Here is a 2,777-nt window from a genome sequence, read left to right on the forward strand (position 1 = left end):
ATACCCAAGTAGCAGCGGGCCCGTGAAATCTGCTGTGAATCTGTCGGGACCACCCGATAAGCCTGAATACTCCCTGGTGACCGATAGCGGACTAGTACCGTGAGGGAAAGGTGAAAAGTACCCCGGGAGGGGAGTGAAATAGTACCTGAAACCGTGCGCTTACAATCCGTCAAAGCTGGTGAACAGTTTGTTCTGTTGCTGGTGATGGCGTGCCTTTTGAAGAATGAGCCTGCGAGTTAGTGGCATGTCGCGAGGTTAACCCGTGTGGGGTAGCCGTAGCGAAAGCGAGTCCGAATAGGGCGTATCCACGTTTGTGGTGTAGTGGCGTGTTCTAGACCCGAAGCGGAGTGATCTACCCATGGCCAGGTTGAAGCGACGGTAAGACGTCGTGGAGGACCGAACCCACTTAGGTTGAAAACTGAGGGGATGAGTTGTGGGTAGGGGTGAAAGGCCAATCAAACTCCGTGATAGCTGGTTCTCCCCGAAATGCATTTAGGTGCAGCGTCACGTGTTTCTCGCCGGAGGTAGAGCTACTGGATGGTCTAGGGGGCCTACAAGCTTACCGAAATCAGCCAAACTCCGAATGCCGGTGAGTGAGAGCGTGGCAGTGAGACTGCGGGCGATAAGGTTCGTAGTCGAGAGGGAAACAGCCCAGATCGCCAGCTAAGGTCCCTAAGCGTGTACTAAGTGGAAAAGGATGTGGGGTCGCGAAGACAACCAGGAGGTTGGCTTAGAAGCAGCCACCCTTGAAAGAGTGCGTAATAGCTCACTGGTCAAGTGATCCTGCGCCGACAATGTAGCGGGGCTCAAGTACACCACCGAAGCTGCGGCACTCACACAATAGCCCGCTGTTCTCTTGCGAGGGTTCAGCCAGGTGTGTGGGTGGGTAGGGGAGCGTCGTGCAGCCATGGAAGCATCGGAGTGATCCAGGTGTGGAGGCTGCGCGAGTGAGAATGCAGGCATGAGTAGCGAAAGACGAGTGAGAAACTCGTCCGCCGAATGACCAAGGGTTCCTGGGCCAGGTTAATCCGCCCAGGGTGAGTCGGGACCTAAGACGAGGCCGACAGGCGTAGCCGATGGACAACGGGTTGATATTCCCGTACCCGTGTAACCGCGCCCATGGTGAATCAGTGACACTAACCACCCTGAATCCATATGACTTGCCACCTTCGGGTGGCCGGCGTGTGGTGGATGCGTGGGACCTGATCTGGTAGTAGCCAAGCGATGGGGTGACGCAGGAAGGTAGCTGGGCCAGTCAGTGGTTGTACTGGTGTAAGCCTGTAGGGCGAACGGTAGGCAAATCCGCCGTTCATCAAGCCTGAGAGGTGATGCGTAGCCGATTGAGGCGAATTCAGTGATCCTATGCTGCCGAGAAAAGCCTCTAGTGAGTTGTTACACGGCCCGTACCCCAAACCGACACAGGTGGTCAGGTAGAGAATACTAAGGCGATCGAGATAACTATGGTTAAGGAACTCGGCAAAATGCCCCCGTAACTTCGGGAGAAGGGGGGCCTTGTCCGGTGACGGAATTTACTTCCTGAGCTGGGTGGGGCCGCAGAGACCAGTGAGAAGCGACTGTTTACTAAAAACACAGGTCCGTGCGAAGTCGTAAGACGATGTATACGGACTGACGCCTGCCCGGTGCTGGAAGGTTAAGAGGACCGGTTAGCCAGTAATGGCGAAGCTGAGAATTTAAGCCCCAGTAAACGGCGGTGGTAACTATAACCATCCTAAGGTAGCGAAATTCCTTGTCGGGTAAGTTCCGACCTGCACGAATGGCGTAACGACTTCTCAGCTGTCTCAACCATAGACTCGGCGAAATTGCATTACGAGTAAAGATGCTCGTTACGCGCGGCAGGACGAAAAGACCCCGGGACCTTCACTACAGCTTGGTATTGGTGTTCGGTTCGGTTTGTGTAGGATAGGTGGGAGACTGTGAAGCGGTGACGCCAGTTACTGTGGAGTCGTTGTTGAAATACCACTCTGATCGTATTGGATACCTCAACCTCGGACCATGATCTGGTTCAGGGACAGTGCCTGGTGGGTAGTTTAACTGGGGCGGTTGCCTCCTAAAATGTAACGGAGGCGCCCAAAGGTTCCCTCAGCCTGGTTGGCAATCAGGTGTCGAGTGCAAGTGCACAAGGGAGCTTGACTGTGAGACTGACAAGTCGAGCAGGGACGAAAGTCGGGACTAGTGATCCGGCACCGGCAAGTGGAAGCGGTGTCGCTCAACGGATAAAAGGTACCCCGGGGATAACAGGCTGATCTTCCCCAAGAGTCCATATCGACGGGATGGTTTGGCACCTCGATGTCGGCTCGTCGCATCCTGGGGCTGGAGTAGGTCCCAAGGGTTGGGCTGTTCGCCCATTAAAGCGGCACGCGAGCTGGGTTTAGAACGTCGTGAGACAGTTCGGTCTCTATCCGCCGCGCGCGTAAGAAACTTGAGGAAGGCTGTCCCTAGTACGAGAGGACCGGGACGGACGAACCTCTGGTGTGCCAGTTGTTCCACCAGGAGCACCGCTGGTTGGCTACGTTCGGAAGGGATAACCGCTGAAAGCATCTAAGCGGGAAGCCTGTTCCAAGATGAGGTTTCTCACCCCCTCGAGGGGGTAAGGCCCCCGGCAGACCACCGGGTTGATAGGCCAGAACTGGAAGTCGGGTAACCGATGCAGGTGACTGGTACTAATAGGCCGAGGACTTACCACAAAGAAGCTACGCGTCCACTGTGCAATATCTGAAACAACACACGAGTTGATTCAGCAAGCACAATCGAATACA

At 55.2% G+C, this 2,777-nt stretch carries 1 rRNA gene; it reads left to right on the forward strand.

What is annotated here, in order from left to right:
- Positions 1–2,705, forward strand: a 23S ribosomal RNA gene (locus MTX35_RS25160); the annotation flags it as partial.
- Between the last annotated feature and the right edge of the window lie 72 nt (positions 2,706–2,777).

Source organism: Rhodococcus sp. ARC_M12 (assembly GCF_022810385.1).
Taxonomy (GTDB): domain Bacteria; phylum Actinomycetota; class Actinomycetes; order Mycobacteriales; family Mycobacteriaceae; genus Rhodococcoides; species Rhodococcoides navarretei.